Below are 19,337 nucleotides of genomic sequence, written 5' to 3' on the forward strand. Positions count from 1 at the left end.
ATGGAAGATCGTTTGTCAAAAATCTATTCTAAGCGTTCTGTTTTAGGCTTTTCTATATTTTTCTCAACACTTTTCGGTGGAGTTATGCTATATAAAAATCTAATCGAAACTAAGAAGAAAACCGAAGCTTATACTGTTCTGGGATTTTCTGTTATATTGACAACAGTACAGGTAATAGTAGGAATGATGCTTGATAACCCCAAAAGTTCTTACGCATATTTGTGGGGTTTTGTTGGAGGGTATATTCTGGCAAACTATTTTTTTCCTAAATATTTTCCGAATGAAGAACAATATCATAAAAAGTCAATTTGGATTCCTCTTATTATTGGAATCTTACTATCGGCAGTTTTTATTGCTTTGATTATTTATGGAGGATCAATAGAAAGTCAATAAATGTGAAATATGCAGCTAAAATGAAAAATACATTCTATACATTATTATTGCTTGTGGTGGTTTCCTGCGGAAAAATTTCTCCGAAAGGAAATATTGAAAGAAAAGATATAGAAGTTCCGGAATTTGTAAATCTCGACCTGGAAGGAAAGTTTCGTGTTTTTTATGCTAGAGGAACTAAAAACTTTGTAGAAATTGAAACCTATCCCAATGTTGCCGATAATCTTGATGTGGATGTTGATGATAAAACATTAATGATTAAAGAGAAACGAGGAACGAAAGGAGTTGATTTTTACAATATTACGATCTATTCAAAATATAATCTTGAAAAAATTGCTATTTCAGATTCGGTGGAAATGAACATTTCCAGTGAAATTAAGACGGATAATTTTAGGCTTAATTTAAAAAATTACGCTACATTTATGGGTTCGGTAAATACAAGGAGGGCAGAAGTAGAGATGCAGAACCGGAGCAGGGCCAACTTTTTGGGGCAGACTAAAGATGCGGTGATCAAAATCTCTGATACAGCAAGCCTCATTGCGCCTTACTGGAAAATCGAAAACCTGAATATTGAATCTAAAAATGGAAATTATGCTGAAGTCAATGTGAAGGATTCTTTGAAAGGGCATATCCAGAATACGGCGAAATTTACTTACTATAATGATCCTATTCGTGCATTTAAAATTGATAAAAGCACGAGGGTAGAAAATAAAAAGTTGGATTAAATGTTGGGTGATGGATGTTGGAGGCTGGAAGTTTATCAGCATTTCGCCTTTACTTAAAAAACACGATGTATCGAAAAAAAATTAGTTCATGAGTTTTAAGTTTGAGAAACTGATTATATGGCAGAGATCCATGGAATTTGGCGAGAAAATTTTTGAGATTTCTCATGATTTTCCGAAAGGTGAATTGTTTAATTTAGTTTCACAGATAAGAAGAGCTTCGGATTCGATTGCCCTGAATATTTCTGAAGGAAGTATTTTGCAGTCGAAGCTGGAATTTAAAAAGTTTCTGGGATATTCGATCCGTTCCTTAGCTGAAGTGGTAACATGTTTATACAAAGCAAAGAATAGAAATTACATCACAGAAGAAGATTTTAAAGAAATATATAATGAAAGTTATTTTCTTATGAATCAGATTATAGCATTTAGAAGTCAGATAAAAGAATAATAATAAGCTGGAAGCTGGGAGTTTGAAGTTGGAAGAATACCAACATCTTCTTTCTCAAGGAATAGTCAAAAAGAATGAAGATAAACATCCATCATCCGGCACCCGTCATCCAGCAAATAAACATACACGAAATACAAATATGACAACATTAGAAAAAGCAAGACTTTGGTTACACGAGTCATTTGATGAAGAAACAAGAAGTGCTGTACAGTTATTAATTGAAGGCAATTCGCCGGACCTGGAAGATTCTTTTTACAGAGAATTAGAATTCGGGACAGGAGGGATGAGAGGTATTATGGGAGTCGGAACCAATCGTTTAAATAAATACACATTAGGTCAAGCTACACAAGGACTTGCGAATTATATGTTAAAGCAGTTTCAAGGTGAAGAAATCAAAGTGGCTATTGCTTATGACGTAAGAAATAACTCTAAAGAATTCGGGAAACTTGTAGCGGATGTTTTGACAGCAAACGGAATTAAAGTATTGCTTTTCAAAAATCACAGACCGACTCCGGAACTTTCTTTCACGGTAAGAGACAGAAAATGCCATGGAGGAATTGTTTTAACGGCATCTCACAATCCGCCGGAATACAATGGTTACAAAGTGTATTGGAATGACGGGGCGCAGATTGTTCCGCCACATGACGAAGCGATCATTAATGAAGTATATTCCGTAAAGTTTGATGAAATTAAATTTAACGGAAATGATGATTTAATCGAATGGATCGGAGAGGAGCAGGATGAGGTCTACATTGATGCATGCATCAAAAATTCCACCTATCAGAATGTAGGAAAGGAAAACCTGAATATTGTTTTCACCTCCATCCACGGAACAACCTACACAACTGTTCCGAAAGCGCTGGAAAAAGCAGGTTTCAAAAAAATTGATCTGGTAAAAGAACAGATGATTCCAAGTGGAAATTTCCCAACAGTAGATTCTCCGAACCCGGAAGAACCTGCAGCTCTGGAAATGGCAATGGATCTTGCTAAAATCACCAATGCCGATATCGTGATCGGAACAGATCCGGATGGTGACCGTCTGGGAATTGCCGTAAGAAATCTTGACGGTGAAATCGAACTTTTGAACGGAAACCAAACCAATACGATCCTCACTTATTACATTTTAAATGAATGGAGAAAACAGGAAAGAATTACCGGAAAAGAATTTATTGGTTCTACCATCGTAACTTCTGATATTTTCTTTGACATTGCACAGAAATTCGGGGTTGACTGTAAAGTTGGTTTAACCGGATTCAAATGGATCGGAAAAATGATCCGTGATTTTGAAGGAAAAGAGAAATTCATTTGCGGAGGAGAAGAAAGCTTCGGGTTTATGACCGGAGATTTCGTGCGTGATAAGGATTCCTGCGGAAGTATTGTTTTAGCTTGTGAAATTGCAGCATGGTGCAAAGCCAACGGAAGAACAATGTATCAATATCTTATCGAAATTTATCAGGAAACCGGGATGTACTACGAAGGTTTGGTGAATCTGGTAAGAAAAGGAAAAGACGGAGCAGAAGAAATTCTGAATATGATGAAAAATTTCCGTGAAAATCCGCCCAAATCATTAGCTGGTTCTCCGGTTGAAGAAGTGAAGGACTTTAAAGAACAGACCAATTTCATCGTTTCAAAGGATGAGAAAAAGGTAATGGACGACATCCCAAAGTCGAATGTACTGATTTATTACACCCAGGACGGAACGAAAGTCTGCGTAAGACCTTCCGGAACGGAACCTAAGATCAAATTTTATATTTCTGTAAAAGATGACATCACTTCTGAAGCAGATTTCAGGGATAAATTAAAATCTTTGGAAGCAAAAATCCAGGAGGTAAGAAGGGATTTACAACTCAATTAAATATAACAATGTACCAATCTAACAGTTTACCAATGATTATTTGATTTTTAAATTTAATACATTGTTATACTGTTATATTATTACATTGGTAAATTATTACATTAAATAAATTTAAATTAAATAAAGTGAAAGTTTCAAAATTAGCGGCGAACCTGATCGGTTCTGAAATTGTAAAAATTGGTAATGAAGTAAACGATTTAAAGGCAAAAGGAGCGGAGATTGCCAACCTTACGATTGGTGATCTTAATTCTAATATTTATCCCATTCCTGCCAAACTAAAGGAGGAAATTCAGAAAGCGTATCAGAATAATCTGACAAATTATCCGCCGGCTAACGGACTTTTATCTTTGAGAAAAGAGGTTTCCAAAGACCTTAAAACAAGATGGAATCTTGATTATTCTCCCAATGATATTTTGATCACAGCCGGTTCAAGGCCTTTGATCTATGCCGTATACAAGACTATCGTAGACGAAGGAGACAAAGTGGTTTACCCAATTCCTTCCTGGAACAATAATCATTACGCTTATCTTACTTCTGCAAATGCAGTAGAAGTAAAAACCACCCCTGAAAACAATTTCCTTCCAACAGCGGACGATCTAAGACCACACTTGGACGGAGCTGTTTTACTGGCTCTTTGTTCACCGCTGAATCCTACGGGAACGATGTTTACTAAAGATCAGCTTTCAGAAATCTGCGAATTGGTTTTAGCAGAAAATAAAAAAAGAGGCGAAGATGAAAAGCCTTTGTACTTAATGTACGATCAGATCTATTCCAATCTTACTTTCGGTTCGGAGCACATAGATCCGGTTTCTCTTTTCCCTGAAATGAAAGATTATACGGTATATATCGATGGTATTTCCAAATGTCTTGCTGCTACGGGAGTTCGTGTAGGATGGGGATTTGGGCCTGCTCACATTATGGACAAAATGAAAGCGCTTCTTACGCATGTAGGAGCATGGGCGCCAAAACCGGAACAGGAAGCTACCGCAAAATATTATGAAAATCCTGAAGAAGTAAATGCATTTGTTGAAGATTTTAAAGGAAAGTTGGAAGCTAGTCTGAAAGTGCTGCACTCAGGAATTCAGGATCTGAAAGGAAAAGGTCTTGCGGTTGACAGCATCGAACCGATGGGAGCGCTTTATCTTACCATCAAATTGGATTATATCGGAAAAACAAAACCGGACGGAACAGTGATCGAAAATTCTTCTGATCTTGTTTTCTACCTGATCAATGAAGCAGGTGTTGCGCTGGTTCCTTTCTCTGCTTTCGGAGAAGATAAATCTGAGCCTTGGTTCCGAGCTTCTGTTGGAGGTTTGGCTACTGAAGAAATTTCTACCATGATGCCGAAATTAGAGAATGCTTTGAATGTTTTGAAATAATTTAAAATATACAGATGCTTCGACAAGCTCAGCATGACAAATTCAATTCTGATTATTTAGTATTGGCAGCTTGCTTTTAGAGATGTCACGCTGAGCGGAGTCGAAGCGTTTTTTTGAGATCCAAATCCGTATTTCATAACAATGAAATTTCCGCAAAGATATTTTATAGATACAAAATTACTGTCTCGCTCAACAGTAGGAATTATCTTATTGGTAATTATATGTGTCTGGATTTCAGGACAAAGTTCTCACAGATCCTTATTTCAAAATTCTGTTATTTCAACCTCGATTTTAGGAACAGCATTTTTACTTTTTATCAGCTTAGGATTATATTATGGCTTAAAACTGAAAGATAATATCGGGCATGTTTTAACAAAAGAAAATATAAAAAAGCTGTCAGACAAAACTCCGGAAATTGGGAGTATTGATTTTGATGGACCTGCTTTAGGAGATGGAATCGGAGGGATTATTGTATCAATTATTGCCTGGATTGTAATCTCTATAGTTCTTGTTTTTCTTTTATATTTTCTCGGTATTTTTTTCTGGGTTGTAGTTTTATTGTTCACAGCCATGCTGTACTGGATTTTTTTCCGGGCTCTACGATTGGTTTTTAAAAACTCAAAATACTGTAGAGGAAATTTAGCGAAAAGCTTAGGTTTGGGGTTATTTTACTCTTTTTTATATCTATCCTGGATCTATGGAATTATTTTTCTGGTTAATTATTTACTTTAAATTTGCATAAAAAGTTACAATGAAAATCATTGCAGTTATCCCCGCACGTTACGAAGCAAGCCGTTTTCCGGCAAAACTGATGCAGATGTTAGGAGACAAGACCGTGATCACAACGACATATCAGAACGTGGTGGAGACCGGTTTATTTGATGAAGTTTTTGTAGCTACGGATTCCGAAATTATTTTTGATGAAATTGCTAAAAACGGCGGAAAAGCAGTAATGACGGGGCAGCATGAAACCGGAAGCGACCGTATTGCTGAAGCCGTACAGAATATCGACTGTGATATCGTCATTAATGTTCAGGGCGATGAGCCATTTCTGAAATTAGAGCCCTTACAACAATTAATTGAAGTTTTTCATCACGATGAAAACCAGGAAATTTCTTTAGCATCTTTAAAAATAAAACTTCACGAAAAAGAAGAAATCGAAAACCCGAATAATGTTAAAGTAATTACGGATAACAACGGTTTTGCGCTGTATTTCAGCCGTTCCGTCATTCCTTTTCACCGTGAAATTTCCTATAATGTTGAGTATTTTAAGCACATTGGCGTTTATGCTTTCAGAAAACATGCATTAATACAGTTTTCAAAACTGGATATGAAGCCTCTCGAAATTTCGGAAAAAATAGAATGCATCCGTTATCTTGAATATGGCATGAAAATCAAGATGATAGAAACCAATTTTGTAGGAGTGGGAATTGATACGCCGGAAGATCTGAAAAAAGCTAGGAACTTATTATCTAATTAACTGGTAAATTGTTAAACTGATACATTGATAAATTAATAAAGCCTTATATTTGGCGTGATAAAATGAAATTAATGAAAAAGTTACTCTTAGTATTCGTCCTGATATTTTCGCATTCCATTTTTGCCCAAACCGCAAAGGAAATCATTGATAAAAATATAGAATTATCCGGAGGACTAACCAATTGGAAGCTTTTAAATTCCGTAATACTTCAGGGAAAAGTAATTTTAGGCGTAAGAGATGAATATCCGATCAAAATTTATCAGCAGCGTCCAAATCTTACAAAAACCGTCATTACAATCGGAGGAAAAGATACAGCTATTGAAGGCTACGACGGAAAGAAAGGATATGCTATGAACTATGCAACCAATAAAGTTCAGGAATATCCGGATTACAGCCCCGAAAGTTTTGATAATGACTTCATCGACTGGGAAAGCAAAGGTTTTGAAGCTAAATATTTAGGAAAGGAAAAAATTGGAAATATTTACTGTCATAAAGTTGAATTAACGAAAAATGTTAATGTCAATGTCTATTACTTTGATGCAAAAAGCTATATGCTTGTAAAAGAAGTAAAAAAAGATGAAACTTTATTATACTCAGATTACAAAAAGGTAGGAAATTTGTTGCTGCCTTTCAGGATAGAATCATCAAGTGCAAAAAAAGACGGTGACTATGTAATGTTGATCAGCAGGGTTGATATTAATAAAGTATTTCCGGACAATACATTCAAATTTTAATCAAATAATAAAATGGAGTTATGAAAAAGTTATTTTTAATGTTTCTTTCGGTAGTTACATTTTTCAACAGCTGTGCTCAGAAAAAAAGTCAAGAATCTAAAGCCAAAACCAATCAACTTATGGGAAAGTCAATATATGATTTCAAGGTAGATGCCCTGGAAGAAGGAAAGCAGATCAACTTTGCAGATTTCAAAGGAAAAAAGATCCTCATCGTAAACACCGCTTCCGAATGCGGATTCACACCTCAGTATGCCGATCTTGAAAAAGTTTCGCAGGAATATAAAGACAAATTGGTTGTGGTTGGATTTCCGGCCAATAATTTCGGAGGACAGGAGCCTGGAACCAACAAGGAAATCGGGGCTTTCTGCCAGAAAAATTACGGGGTAACTTTCCCGATGGCAGCAAAAGTTTCTGTAAAAGGAAACGATACCGCTCCGATCTTTAAATATTTAACTGAAAAAGATCTCAACGGCGTAAAGAATACAACCATTCTCTGGAATTTCACAAAATTTTTAGTTGATGAAAACGGAAAACTGATTGATTCATTTGTAAGTACAACCAAGCCTACGGATGAAGCGATTACGAAGTATTTGAAATAAATATCAAAAAATATCGTTATTGAGTGGATTTTATCCACTTTTTTAATTTTAGACCATGAAAAAACTATTGATTATTTTTATCCTAATGCTTTCCATAAAAGGATTCTCTCAGGATTCTTATTTTTTAGGAAAGACGAATTATTGCACACCGGAAAAAGCAGATTCAAAACAAATATTTGAAGGCGCAATAACTGCTCTTAATTTTCCCAAACTCTATCTTCCAACAACCATGGCTTTATTAAAAACGGCAAAAGAAGATCCTAAATATTGTGATGTTTTTTTTCTTGCAGGATATTATGCCAGACTGCAAAATCTGCATAAAGAAGCATTGGTTTTGTATTATGCAGCAGACAGCCTTGCCCAAAATAAAGCTTCGATATTTAAGCAAAATCTTGCCATACAGTTTATGAGATTCGGAAAAGTGGATAAAGCGCGCGAGAAGTACGAGGAAATGGTAAAATATTTTCCGGATAATCCTGAAGGCTATTATGGAATCGGGAATACCTCCATTGTGATAGGAGATTATGACAAAGGCCTGGAAAATCTTAAGCAGGCAGAGGAAATATATAAAAAATCCGGAAAGGTTAAAGATGATGTAATCTATATGTATGGAATGCTTTATGCCATGAAAGAAGATTATGAAGCTGGACTTCCATACCTTGAAAACGCGTATAGTACCTATAAAAATGACGAAGGATATCTTTCACTGTATTCGCTCTCATTAATAAAAATCGGGAAAAGCAGAAATGACGAAAAGATGATTAAGAAAGCCAATAAAATGTATAATAAAATAAAGAACAAAGAAGGTGTTCCGGACATCAAAAAAAAGCTGGCTGCAGAGTTCAGTTAAATTTCAATATAAAAAACATACAGTGTAACAATGGACCAATTCAAATCCGGACTTTGTTACACTGTCTTTTTATATCTATCATCTGTCACTTCTCTGCAAAACAAAAAATATTTCCCAGTTTTATACTGGAATAGCCGTTGCTTTTTATTTTGGAAGAATTAATCATTGCTTTTGCTAAAACGTGTGTAGGTAATGGTTTCTGGCTTTCTAAAAGGCCTAATTTATTGGCAAATTTGATAATCCTGCTCCCAAGAACTTCTCCCGTTCTGTCCGAGTCCTTTCGTTCCAGCATTCCCGGTTTAAAGATGGTGATTTTTTCAAAATGCAATTTTTTAACAGCTTCTTCCAGCTCGCCTTTCATTCGGGAATAAAAAATTTTGGATTTCGGGTTGGCTCCGTATGCAGAAACCAGAATATAATCCTCCACATTGTTTTCTTTAGCAGCTTCGGCAAATTTATATTGATAGTCGAAATCTACCTTTCTTTGGGCTTCCTTGCTTCCCGCAGCTTTTAAGGTTGTTCCCAGACAGGAAAAAGCGACATCGCCTTTTACTTTATCTTTCCATTCTTCAGGATGATCAAAATCCACAACATGTACTTTCAGCTTATCATTTTGAATAGCAACCGGTTTTCTCACGAAAATAGTAATTTCCTCAAAATCTTTATCTGTAAGCAGCTGGTTGACCAAATCTTTTCCGGTAGCGCCCGTAGCACCAATAACTAAAGCTTTCATAATAATGTTGTTTGTAAAATTTTGTTTGCTTCTTAAATTTACTAAATTTGGAACAATAAACAGTTAGATAAAAGATACTTTAAATAAGAATCATTAATCAATCATTAATAAAAAATTATTTATTACCAATTATTACTCATAGACCATGGATGCCAACGAAATTTTAGAGTATTGCAATACTAAAAAGAGTGTTACAGAGGGTTTTCCTTTTGATAACGAAACGCTTGTTCTTAAAGTTGGCGAAAAAATGTTTCTTTTAATGTCTTTAGAAAAGCAGCCGTTGCAAATCGCCGTAAAAACGGATCCTGAATGGAGTGCAGAACTTCGGGAGCAATATCCGCAGATTACCGGTGCTTATCATATGAATAAAACCCATTGGAACTCTGTTCAGATAGATGGATTAAAAAGAGAACTCATTCTAAAGCTTATCGATCATTCTTATGAACTTGTTTTTAAATCATTAACCAAGAAAATTCAGAATACCATACTTAATTCCTAATAAAACTAATCCGAACATGAGGAAAATACTAATTTCCGCGGTCTACTTTTTGTCCGTTGGTGCATTTGCACAATCTAAAGAACAGTCTAAAACCTGGGAACTTTTGCTAAACAATAAAAGAGTAGAAGCACGAAACTTTTATGATAAAAATTTAAAAAACAATACAACAAAAGACTTCGAAAATCTCTTTCTCGATGCAATGATAGATGAAGAAATGGGACAGATGATTTTTGATGAAACATTTGTTAAAAATTTTGCCGATTTTAAGCTTGATGATTCATATTTATACCCGATCTTAAAAAAAACATTTCTTCTGGCAGATTATGAAAACTCGGGATTTGATGATAACTCATACAAAAAGGTTGATTTCTTGGCACAGCATCCGTTATATGGAGAAAATGTATCGGTTATTGAATTTAAAGCAACACTAGACAGAATCAGGAATAACTATAAAAGTGCAGACGGTTTTTTGTCTAAAATTAAACGCATTGATCAATGGCAGTTTGTAGGGGTATTTGAAAACCTTAACGGAAGCGGACTTTACAATGAATATGAACCTGAAAATATAGCCCAAAGTGACAAACTCTTCAATGCCAACAGTTTCGGATATGTTGGCTGGTACAACAGAAAATTTCCATCTAATGACGGGTTTGAATTTTTCATCAACGAAACGGAATACGGAAGAGGGATCATGTATGCACAAAGTTTCATCGAAAATCCGGTTGAAAGAAAAATTTTACTGGAAGTAGATACCAATGCGGAATTCCGGTTATTTTTGAATGATACGGAAATCCTGGCAAGCACAACAGATGGCTATACAAATCTGGGATCACATCTGGTGGAAGTTTTATTACCAAAAGGGATGAACAGGCTTCTCCTGAAGTTTGATGTGAAAGATGCTAAAACTGCATTTATGGTGGTACCGTATGATACCAATTACCAGAAGGTTTCTGATCTGAAGTATTTTAATACGTATAAAGCATATCAGAAAACTCCACCCGAACAACTGCAGGCAAAAGAGCTTCCCCTGAAATTTGAAAAATTATTAAAAGTAAAAGTTGCTGAGAATCCGGATAGTTTTTTCTATAAATATCTATTGACTTCAGGCTATCTTAACAATTCTCAGAACGATCAGGCAAAAGAAATTATAGACCAGATGATGAAAAGTTATCCCAAATCATCGATAGTACAGAGTCTTCTGGCTTCCTATTACAACAATCTTGAGGATAAAGAGAAGGTTAACGAAATATATAAAAATATAGAGATTAACGATTCGGAATATTTTCTCGTGCCGCTTCTGAAAATGATGGACGGAGATAAATTTCAGAATATGTCTATTCAGGAGCTTGAAAAATACAGGGATATTTTATATAAGACGAAAGCTAAATCTATAGGTGGTTTTTTCGATGTAGTTATAGCAATGCGAAACAGGGATATGGAAAAAGCCAAGTCGCACATTGCGAATCTAAAAAAAGATTTTGCCAATAACGAAAGGTTCTTCAGTATTTTTACCACACTGGAAGATATGGATAAAAAAGACCAGACCTCTACCATCAAAAAATTTGAAGATGTGTATGCGCAGAAGAGCAGTCCTGATATTATGAACACCCTTTACAGCTTGTACCAGAAATCAAACAGGGTAGAAGATCAGAAAAAAATTCTTAAAAAATATATGGAATTATATCCTTCCGTAAATTCTTTCAGAATCCAGTACCTGAACCTTTTAGACGAAAATGTTCAGAACCCTGAATACGGGACCGGACTTGAAGATGCTTTAGCCAACTTCCCATATTCTTATTCACTGATGGCTGCAAAAGCAGAATATCTGGCAAAGCTGAACAAAAAAGACGAAGCTGTACAATTTGCCAAACTTTCTCTTTCTCATAATACGGACAACGAGCAGATGCACAAACTTTTGAGAGATCTTGACCATACAGAAGATGAGATTGATAAAGTAGCCATCAAAGATCTTTATAAGCTTGTAAGCGACCGCAGAAAGAACGTGGCTAAAGGAAAGAAAGGCGTTACAACACTTCTGGATGAATATATTGTAAATGTTTATGCTGAAGGAGGGTTTAAAAAAAGAAGTACTTATGCCTACGAAATTACTTCCGAAAGCGGAATCGAAGAACTCAAGCAATACGGAATTGATTATTATGATGATGTTATCAAAGCAGAAATCGTAAAGCCGGACGGAAGTATTATTCCGGGAGAAAAGTCTTCGGAAGAGATTGTATTCACCAATCTTGCCATAGGAGATGTCATCCTTATCCAGATAGAAAGTTTAGAAAGAAAAAGCGGTAGATTTTATAAGGATTTTAACGTAAGTTCTTATTTCAATTCTCAATATCCTGTTATAGAATCCATCTTTACCGTAATAACACCGGAAAATCTAAATTATCAGGTTAAAAGCAATAATAAGGAAGTAGCTTCTATCAAAAAGAAATCAGATGGAAAATTATACCAGACCTGGAAGCTTAATAATCTGGAAGAAGTGAATTTTGATGAATATTTCGGGCCGACTTTCTATGATACAACCATTTCCGTAACGGCAAATTCTATTAAAACATGGCAGGAAATTGCAACCTGGTATTCGGATCTTACTAGAAAAAGTCTTGTTTCGGATAAAGTCGTGGAAAAAGCATTTAAAGAAATTTTTCCGTCGGGGATTTCAGGAATGAATGATGCAGAGAAAGCAGAAAAAATTTATAATTATATTGAAAAAAATATAACGTACAGCTCGGTGGATTTCCGCCAGAGCGGCTACATTCCTCAGAAGCCTTCCAAAACACTCAGTACAAAGCTGGGCGACTGTAAAGATCTTTCAACACTGTTTGTGATTCTTGGAAACCAAGCCGGATTAAAATCCAATCTCGTGCTGGTGCAGACCAATGATAATTCCGTACAGCGTTTGCTTCTACCGAACTTAAGTTTTAATCATTGTATCGTAAAAGTAAATCTTGACGGAAAAGAAACGTTTCTTGAAATGACAGATAAATACCTTCCTTTTAATTCTCTGGTAAAAGGCAACTACAAAGCAAAAGGGCTGATAATTGATACGGATAAAAATTCATCAGGAAATGCAGAACTCATAGAAATTCCGTCTGCCAATAATGCACAGTCGATATTTAAAACCACCAGTGAAGTTAATGTAAACGGAGATGATCAGAATTTTACTGTAAAACAATACGTAACTGGAGAATCAAAAAGCTATTATAACAATTTCTTTCAGGAATCTCAGACCGATGATTCTCGTAAAAAGAGTGTAGAAGAGGAGATTGGATCTGTTTTGGATAAAGTCATCAGTGTAAAAACGGTCAAACTTTTGGAAGGAAAAGATCTTACCCCAAAACCTTTGGCATATGAAGTCCAGTTTAGTATAAATGATAAACCGCAGTCTGTGGGAAGCCTGAAAATTATGAAAATACCTTTTGTAACAAAGCCTTTCACAAAAGAGCTTGTAGCTACCGAAAACCGGAAAACAGATATTGTATATACAAGATACGAGAAAGAAAAAAATTATTTTGAAGAAATATATCTGAATATACCGGAAAACATGAAGTTTATTGAAATCCCGGAAAATAAAACGTTGGCGTACAACAATTTTAAATATTCAATCAACTATGAGCTGGTGAAAAACAATAAATTGAAGATTACAAGGGTTGCTGACACCCCCTGGGATAATATCAAAGCCGGTCAGTATACCGAATTTAAGAAATTTGTAGAAGAGGCTATGAATGCAGAAAACCAGATTTTAGGGTACAAATAAAACAGAAAAGCTTACAGTTGATTGTAAGCTTTTTTTATTTAAAAATGAAATTCGTCAGTTAACTTTTTATCTTCATCCAGTCTTTCAATCAGTTTTTCAAGACCTTCAAATTTAATTTCATCGTGCAGGAAATCCCTGAAGGCAACGGTAATTTTTTCGTCATAAATATCTCCTTCAAAATCAAGAATATACACTTCAACTGTTAGCTTTTCTCCATTCACGGTAGGATTGGTGCCGATGCTGAGCATTCCCTTATATCGCTGGCCTTTCACAAAAACTTCTACAATATAAGCACCTTTTTTTGGCAGAAGTTTAACCTGATCTGTTTCGATATTTGCGGTTGGATAACCGATTGTTCTTCCTATTTTTTTACCATGAACCACCGTTCCGGATACGGAGTAAGAATAGCCTAACATTTCGTTGGCTTCTTTAATATTTCCTGCTAAAAGAGCATTTCGAACTTTTGTGGAACTGATGTTGTTTTCATGAATATTGATGGCTTCCATCTGTTCCACTTCAAAATCAAGTTCTTTCGAAAGTTTCTGAAGCAATTCAAAATTTCCGCTTTTATTTTTCCCGAAAGAATGGTCGTACCCGATGATTAAGTATTTAATATTGAGTTTATCCACTAAAATCTGCCGTACAAATTCCTCACCGGTAAGATTCCTGAACTCCTCATCAAATTCTTTTAAAAATAAAGTATCAATACCATATTTTTCCATTAGAAACTTTTTCTCGTTCAGCGTATTGAGAAGCTTTAAATCTTCATTCGGGTTAAAAACAAATCTCGGATGAGGCCAGAATGTAAGGATTGCAGTTTCAAGATTATTCTCCCTGCCTATTCTGATTAATTCATCAATAATACTTTTATGCCCAAGATGTACCCCGTCGAACATCCCTAAAGATAAGGCTAAAGGCTTCTGAGAAGTATAATCGCTAAAATTCCTGAAAACTTTCAAAATGAAAAAAAACTATTTTTGGATATTACTTTTGAGTACTTTTATTAATTTGTCTACACTTTCTTTATCTGGTACGATAAGGACTATGCTATTGTCTTTACTTTCATTATTCGTTTCTTCATTAAATAAATCTTTAATCTCAACATCAAAGAAAGAAGCGATTTTAGGGATAAAATCAGATTTTATATCATTCTCACCATTCTCCCAATTTACATATGTTCTTCTGTCTACTTCTAAAAAATCAGCTACATCTTGTTGTGAATAATTTTTTTTCGTTCTTAATTTCCTAAGAGTGTTTCCTATGCTCATTTTTGTTTTTGGCAAAAATAAGAATTTGTGAAAGAAATTACACATACTTGTGAAAGAAATTGTAGATGATTATTTCGCAAGGTATATATTTTTGCACTGTTAGTTTAAAACCACAAATTTATGAAGAAAACAAGTTTGTTTTTTATGGTAATGAGTTTTATAGCAATTTCATTACTAAATTCATGTTCTCAAGACAGAGAATTCGAAAATGCTAATTCTTTAGATTCTAAAAAGAATATGGCAAGAACTATGGATGTTAAAGATTCTCCATGCGAGTATTTTGAAGCAGCACAAGAAAGCAGTATTCTACAGGGTGTAAAAGCTACTTATATTGATACGGCATATCTACAACTTGTAGCAATAATATTCTTATTTTTCCCACATTACAAGAGTATGAAAATGCTATTGGAAAATTAGATGAGCTTATAGAACAACATAATGATGCATTTGATCAACAAACTGCTAATATGACAGATGAAGAGTCTGATAATTATGCGGATGCTATTGGCTTCGATGAGGACCAACCTTTAACTGATTTTGAAAAGAGCTTGACTTTTGTTCTCTAAGAAGCTATTTAATACCTTTAGAAGATAATTGGCTTGATCAACAGGGAGATGGTGCTTGGAATTTAGACACAAATCCGGATAATTATTATATAGATGATGATACAGAAAGAGCATTACTAAGCATAGGGTCTGAGTTTATTGTAGGAAATTGTAGAGATGGCTATACTTTATATAAAAGATATGATTGGGGGTATATAAGTTTTTCAATTGCAGATATAGGAAGTGTGACAACAATATTGACAGCTTTGAATAATATAACAAACCCTACAGTACAACCTATCAATATAAATGGAGCGACACCGTCACAGGTGAATGATGTCTTAGCTAATTATGAACAACCAGTAGTTAAGGTGGTGACAACTGTTCCTCCTACATCATCAAATTCAGGTTCTTGCAGAAATTACGTAAAGGATAAAGGAGAACATCTATTCAGTTCCGATAGAAGAATTTCATGGAAACATAAATTTAAAGAAACCGGTTTTTTAGTTCATCCATTACTTACAGATAAGACTTTGATAAAGACGTATACAAAATCTTTTAGAAAGAAAAAAGGAAGATGGAAAAAGTATAAATCAACAATCTCTACGGGGTTTTACAGGAAAAACTGTTGATGTACAATGCTCAAATCCGCAAAATGATGACATTCCCAATGAACTTACAACTAAAAAAAGAAAAAAGGTAAAGCAGAGGGGCTATGTAAGTGGAAATCGCTCTACTCAACAAAATTTACTTTTTAGTGTTCACAAGCAAGAAGGAAATACATACGAAAATGATATCTACTAAAAAAGTGATCGATTCAAAAAAAAATATTGAGGGTTTCCCCTTCAATATTTTTTCGTTTATATTTTTGCTGTATTCTTCAATACTATATTCTCAAAAATCACCTATACAATATGGTATTACAGCAGGTTGGAATCATTCTATATATAATGATGTTAACGCAAATGGAGAGAAAAATAAAGGAGATAGTAGTGATGAAATGTATGGAGGAATAATCTTTGAGAAAAGATTTTCTAAGAAGTCTGCTATACGAACAGCGCTGCTTATTTCTTATACGGATAGTGTTACTTTTTTAGAATTTCCTGTCTTATATAAGTACATATTTTACAATAGGTTTTCCATATTTTTAGGTCCTAAGATAGACTATATCATAAAACAAGAATGGGATGATGTTTATAAACTCAATAATAAGATTGGATTTTCTACAAGTTTTGGAATCGAATATAGGCTTACAAATAATTTATATATAGAAGCATCATATTCTCATGGTTATACAAACCAATTAGATACTCAAGATTCAAGTTCTATATCTGCTAAAAGAAATCTTTACAGAATGGGCTTGACATATTTTTTTAAATTTTAACAAACATGAAAAGCATGATTCATAAAATCTCCATTTGTACTTGTTTACTTTTTATAATTCAAAAATATAATTCACAAATAGAAACAGATGTAAAGGATTTCAGGATTGGTATGAAAGGGGGATTAAATCATTCAGTAGTTAATGCCACAGATGATGTTGGAGAAAAATCGGGATATATAGGTACAGAATTATACGGAGGTTTCGTTGCTCAAAAAAGACTTACAAGCCGCTCATTTATACAGGTTTCAGCTTTAATTTCTTATACAGATGATGTTACATTTATAGAGCTTCCTATCTACTATAGATATAATGTTTATAACAAAATTTCTGTTTTTGGAGGATTAAAATTACAATATATTCCTGATGTTCAGTATAATAATTTTAATTATTTTAGAAAAAGATTGGGGGTAAATGCAGATTTAGGAGCAGATTATCAAATTATAAAAAACTTGTATTTTGAAGCATCCTTTTCTAAAGCTTTTACCAAACAATATGATAATACCGCATTAGATTATTATTATTCCAAAAGAAATGTTTACAGAATAGGATTTACGTATTATATTAATTAAATCATAAATCACTAAACAAATTCCTGAAAACTTTCAAAATGAAAAAAATTTTGACTGCAAATATAGGAAATAATGTAACAATGTATCAATATAACAGTTTACCAATATTCTAATCCATAATTATTGTTATATTGCTAAATGGATAGATTGTCAGACTTATAAAAAAGTATGATAAAAATCTGTTTTTTACCAATTGCGGGTTAAGCAAGAATCATTATATTTGCACCAAGAAAAAATTTAGCAATGGCAAACCAAATTAAAGGTAAAATTTCTCAAATTATTGGTCCGGTAATCGACGTTGTCTTTACTGATGTGGAAGCAGTTCCAAGCATTTATGACGCGTTAGAAATTACAAAGGATAACGGTGAAAAAGTAGTTTTAGAGGTAGAACAGCATATTGGAGAAGATACAGTAAGATGTATCGCAATGGACGCTACTGACGGTCTTAAAAGAGGGCAGGATGTAATCGGGTACGGAAATCCTATTACAATGCCAATCGGAGAGGCTGTAAACGGAAGACTTTTCAACGTTGTTGGTGATGCTATCGACGGGCTTCAGAATATTTCTAAGGATGGAGGACTTCCAATCCACAGAGAAGCTCCAAAATTTGATCAACTTTCAACTTCTGCTGAAGTTTTATTTACAGGTATTAAAGTTATCGACCTTATCGAACCTTATGCAAAAGGAGGGAAAATCGGTTTGTTCGGTGGTGCCGGTGTAGGTAAAACCGTATTGATCCAGGAGTTGATTAACAATATTGCAAAAGGACACGGAGGTCTTTCAGTTTTCGCTGGAGTGGGTGAAAGAACGAGAGAAGGAAATGACCTTTTGAGAGAGATGTTGGAATCCGGAATCATCAAGTATGGTGAAGATTTCATGCACTCTATGGAAAACGGAGGTTGGGATCTTTCTAAAGTAGATTTGGAAGCGATGAAAGATTCTAAAGCAGCATTCGTTTTCGGACAGATGAACGAGCCACCTGGTGCAAGAGCGAGAGTAGCACTTTCCGGTCTTACATTGGCTGAATATTACAGAGACGGTGGAGAAAGCGGACAAGGTAGAGACGTACTTTTCTTCGTAGACAATATCTTCCGTTTTACACAGGCTGGTTCTGAGGTGTCTGCACTTCTTGGTCGTATGCCATCTGCAGTAGGTTACCAACCGACACTTGCTTCTGAAATGGGTGCGATGCAGGAAAGAATTACTTCAACTAAAAACGGTTCCATTACTTCAGTACAGGCGGTTTACGTACCTGCGGATGACTTAACTGACCCGGCTCCGGCAACTACTTTTGCCCACTTGGATGCTACAACGGTATTGGATAGAAAAATTGCTTCATTGGGTATTTATCCTGCGGTAGATCCATTGGCTTCTACTTCAAGAATCCTTGCTCCTGAAGTAATTGGTGAAGAGCATTATAACTGTGCTCAGAGAGTAAAAGAGATTCTTCAGAGATACAAAGCGCTTCAGGATATCATTGCGATCTTGGGTATGGAAGAACTTTCTGAAGAGGATAAATCAGTGGTTTACCGCGCAAGAAAAGTTCAGAGATTCTTGTCTCAGCCTTTCCACGTAGCAGAACAGTTCACTGGTATTCCAGGATCTTTAGTAGATATTAAAGATACCATCAAAGGATTCAACATGATCATCGATGGAGAGCTGGATCACTTACCGGAAGCGGCTTTCAACCTTAAAGGTACCATTGAGGAAGCAATCGAAGCGGGACAAAAAATGTTAGCTGATAACGCATAATAATGCTAATTGCTGATAGCCAATAGCTATTAGCCAAAAGCCAAAAGCAATTAAAATGAATATAAAAATTTTAACACCAGAATACGTAGTTTTTGAAGGAGAAGTAGATTCTGTATTGCTGCCTGGAAAAAATGGTGAATTCCACATCATGAAAAATCACGCAGGAATTGTTTCTTCTTTAATCGGCGGTAAAGTGAAACTGTATACCAAATCTGTTGATGAGGTGTACAATAAATATTTTACCAAAGAAAATGAGAAAGATTCTGTTTTTTCTTATCCTATCAAAAGCGGTGTTGTAGAATTTAATCATAATAAAGGAATCATCCTTTGTGAATAATTAAATGAAAAGCTAAATATATTT

21 protein-coding genes are annotated in these 19,337 nt (G+C 34.8%); 18 read left to right on the top strand and 3 right to left on the bottom strand.

The window, feature by feature from the left end; translation table 11 throughout:
• The 10 genes from BUA76_RS00225 to BUA76_RS00270 all read left to right on the top strand — a co-directional run bounded on the left by BUA76_RS00225 (position 1) and on the right by BUA76_RS00270 (position 8,457).
• A complete protein-coding gene (locus BUA76_RS00225; RefSeq protein WP_072882463.1) occupies positions 1 to 393 on the top strand; it encodes a hypothetical protein in 393 nt (130 codons plus the stop codon).
• Positions 394 to 413: 20 nt separating this feature from the next.
• Positions 414 to 1,115, top strand: coding sequence for a GIN domain-containing protein (locus BUA76_RS00230; protein WP_072883344.1), 702 nt, complete (start codon positions 414 to 416; stop codon positions 1,113 to 1,115).
• Between the two features lie 88 nt (positions 1,116 to 1,203).
• Positions 1,204 to 1,560, top strand: a complete 357-nt coding sequence (locus BUA76_RS00235; protein WP_072882465.1) for a four helix bundle protein — start codon at positions 1,204 to 1,206, stop codon at positions 1,558 to 1,560.
• 139 nt (positions 1,561 to 1,699) lie between these two features.
• Positions 1,700 to 3,415: a phospho-sugar mutase gene (locus BUA76_RS00240; protein ID WP_072883345.1), complete on the top strand. Its 1,716-nt coding sequence runs from the start codon at positions 1,700 to 1,702 to the stop codon at positions 3,413 to 3,415.
• A 125-nt stretch (positions 3,416 to 3,540) separates the two neighbouring features.
• Positions 3,541 to 4,794 (top strand): pyridoxal phosphate-dependent aminotransferase, encoded by a 1,254-nt coding sequence (locus tag BUA76_RS00245; RefSeq protein ID WP_072882468.1) that lies wholly within the window; start codon positions 3,541 to 3,543, stop codon positions 4,792 to 4,794.
• A gap of 141 nt (positions 4,795 to 4,935) precedes the next feature.
• Entirely contained in the window at positions 4,936 to 5,526 is a 591-nt protein-coding gene (locus BUA76_RS00250) for a hypothetical protein (protein ID WP_072882470.1), read from the top strand.
• A gap of 19 nt (positions 5,527 to 5,545) precedes the next feature.
• Complete coding sequence (gene kdsB, locus BUA76_RS00255) at positions 5,546 to 6,274, top strand: 3-deoxy-manno-octulosonate cytidylyltransferase (RefSeq protein ID WP_072882472.1); 729 nt, start codon at positions 5,546 to 5,548, stop codon at positions 6,272 to 6,274.
• Between the two features lie 71 nt (positions 6,275 to 6,345).
• Positions 6,346 to 7,008: a histidine kinase gene (locus tag BUA76_RS00260; RefSeq protein ID WP_072882474.1), complete on the top strand. Its 663-nt coding sequence runs from the start codon at positions 6,346 to 6,348 to the stop codon at positions 7,006 to 7,008.
• 20 nt (positions 7,009 to 7,028) lie between these two features.
• On the top strand, positions 7,029 to 7,607 hold the full coding sequence (locus BUA76_RS00265; protein ID WP_072882477.1) for a glutathione peroxidase: 579 nt from the start codon (positions 7,029 to 7,031) through the stop codon (positions 7,605 to 7,607).
• A gap of 55 nt (positions 7,608 to 7,662) precedes the next feature.
• Positions 7,663 to 8,457: a tetratricopeptide repeat protein gene (locus BUA76_RS00270; RefSeq protein ID WP_072882479.1), complete on the top strand. Its 795-nt coding sequence runs from the start codon at positions 7,663 to 7,665 to the stop codon at positions 8,455 to 8,457.
• Between the two features lie 85 nt (positions 8,458 to 8,542).
• Here the strand turns inward: BUA76_RS00270 and BUA76_RS00275 are convergent, their stop codons facing one another.
• Positions 8,543 to 9,190: an NAD(P)H-binding protein gene (locus tag BUA76_RS00275; RefSeq protein WP_072882481.1), complete on the bottom strand. Its 648-nt coding sequence runs from the start codon at positions 9,188 to 9,190 to the stop codon at positions 8,543 to 8,545.
• 145 nt (positions 9,191 to 9,335) lie between these two features.
• Between BUA76_RS00275 and BUA76_RS00280 the strand changes: the two genes are divergently transcribed.
• Positions 9,336 to 9,689, top strand: a complete 354-nt coding sequence (locus tag BUA76_RS00280; protein WP_072882484.1) for an MmcQ/YjbR family DNA-binding protein — start codon at positions 9,336 to 9,338, stop codon at positions 9,687 to 9,689.
• 16 nt (positions 9,690 to 9,705) lie between these two features.
• Positions 9,706 to 13,458 carry a transglutaminase domain-containing protein gene (locus BUA76_RS00285; RefSeq protein WP_083573120.1) on the top strand — a complete coding sequence of 1,251 codons (3,753 nt, stop codon included), beginning with the start codon at positions 9,706 to 9,708 and terminating at the stop codon, positions 13,456 to 13,458.
• Positions 13,459 to 13,496: 38 nt separating this feature from the next.
• Here the strand turns inward: BUA76_RS00285 and BUA76_RS00290 are convergent, their stop codons facing one another.
• Together BUA76_RS00290 and BUA76_RS00295 are read right to left on the bottom strand one after the other, a co-directional pair.
• Positions 13,497 to 14,417, bottom strand: a complete 921-nt coding sequence (locus BUA76_RS00290; protein WP_072882489.1) for a bifunctional riboflavin kinase/FAD synthetase — start codon at positions 14,415 to 14,417, stop codon at positions 13,497 to 13,499.
• Positions 14,418 to 14,429: 12 nt separating this feature from the next.
• The gene (locus BUA76_RS00295; protein WP_072882492.1) at positions 14,430 to 14,726 is read right to left on the bottom strand and encodes a helix-turn-helix transcriptional regulator; all 297 of its coding nucleotides are present in this window, start codon (positions 14,724 to 14,726) and stop codon (positions 14,430 to 14,432) included.
• A gap of 120 nt (positions 14,727 to 14,846) precedes the next feature.
• Here BUA76_RS00295 and BUA76_RS00300 point away from each other — a divergent pair, with 120 nt between their 5' ends.
• From BUA76_RS00300 to BUA76_RS00325, 6 genes are all read left to right on the top strand, one after another.
• Positions 14,847 to 15,143: a hypothetical protein gene (locus BUA76_RS00300; protein WP_072882494.1), complete on the top strand. Its 297-nt coding sequence runs from the start codon at positions 14,847 to 14,849 to the stop codon at positions 15,141 to 15,143.
• A gap of 373 nt (positions 15,144 to 15,516) precedes the next feature.
• Entirely contained in the window at positions 15,517 to 15,903 is a 387-nt protein-coding gene (locus BUA76_RS00305; RefSeq protein WP_072882497.1) for a hypothetical protein, read from the top strand.
• Between the two features lie 158 nt (positions 15,904 to 16,061).
• A complete protein-coding gene (locus tag BUA76_RS00310; protein ID WP_072882499.1) occupies positions 16,062 to 16,655 on the top strand; it encodes an outer membrane beta-barrel protein in 594 nt (197 codons plus the stop codon).
• A gap of 5 nt (positions 16,656 to 16,660) precedes the next feature.
• A complete protein-coding gene (locus BUA76_RS00315; RefSeq protein WP_072882501.1) occupies positions 16,661 to 17,224 on the top strand; it encodes a porin family protein in 564 nt (187 codons plus the stop codon).
• A 243-nt stretch (positions 17,225 to 17,467) separates the two neighbouring features.
• Complete coding sequence (gene atpD / locus BUA76_RS00320; protein WP_072882504.1) at positions 17,468 to 18,976, top strand: F0F1 ATP synthase subunit beta; 1,509 nt, start codon at positions 17,468 to 17,470, stop codon at positions 18,974 to 18,976.
• A 55-nt stretch (positions 18,977 to 19,031) separates the two neighbouring features.
• Entirely contained in the window at positions 19,032 to 19,313 is a 282-nt protein-coding gene (locus BUA76_RS00325) for a FoF1 ATP synthase subunit delta/epsilon (protein ID WP_072882506.1), read from the top strand.
• Positions 19,314 to 19,337: the final 24 nt, after the last annotated feature.

It is taken from the genome of Chryseobacterium takakiae, assembly GCF_900129385.1.
Taxonomy (GTDB): Bacteria; Bacteroidota; Bacteroidia; order Flavobacteriales; family Weeksellaceae; genus Chryseobacterium; species Chryseobacterium takakiae.